Origin of the sequence: Gluconobacter sp. DsW_058, from assembly GCF_002153615.1 — a bacterium.
In the GTDB taxonomy this organism is placed as follows: domain Bacteria; phylum Pseudomonadota; class Alphaproteobacteria; order Acetobacterales; family Acetobacteraceae; genus Gluconobacter; species Gluconobacter cerinus.
Genome location: NZ_JOPH01000024.1, coordinates 1 through 289, shown reverse-complemented (window position 1 = coordinate 289; position 289 = coordinate 1). Strand labels below are relative to the sequence as shown.

The following is a 289-nucleotide window of genomic DNA, read 5'->3' as shown; positions in this document are numbered from 1 at the left end:
GAAGAACCCTTGATTGATGTGCTTGGCCCGTAATTTCTGGCTTTTGGCGATTTGATAGACGGTTCTTTGAGTAACTTTTGATCTGCGTTTTGAGCAGATCGGGGGGGGGCCGGTGGATGACTACGCGCTCGCACTCAATCTTTCGAGGAAGATGAAGCGGCGCATGTTGTAGACAATATTGGCCAGTCCGATCCTCATGGTGGCCCGGGTGATACCGACAGTTCGGATGAACAGTCCCGTCTGTGATTTCTGGTCAGCAAAGACGTGCTCGACACGCGATCGGATGACC

Annotated in this window: 1 pseudogene; it reads right to left on the bottom strand. The window is 52.6% G+C overall.

What is annotated here, in order from left to right:
- Positions 1-120: 120 nt before the first annotated feature.
- Positions 121-289: pseudogene (locus HK24_RS13425) on the bottom strand (IS5/IS1182 family transposase); the annotation flags it as partial.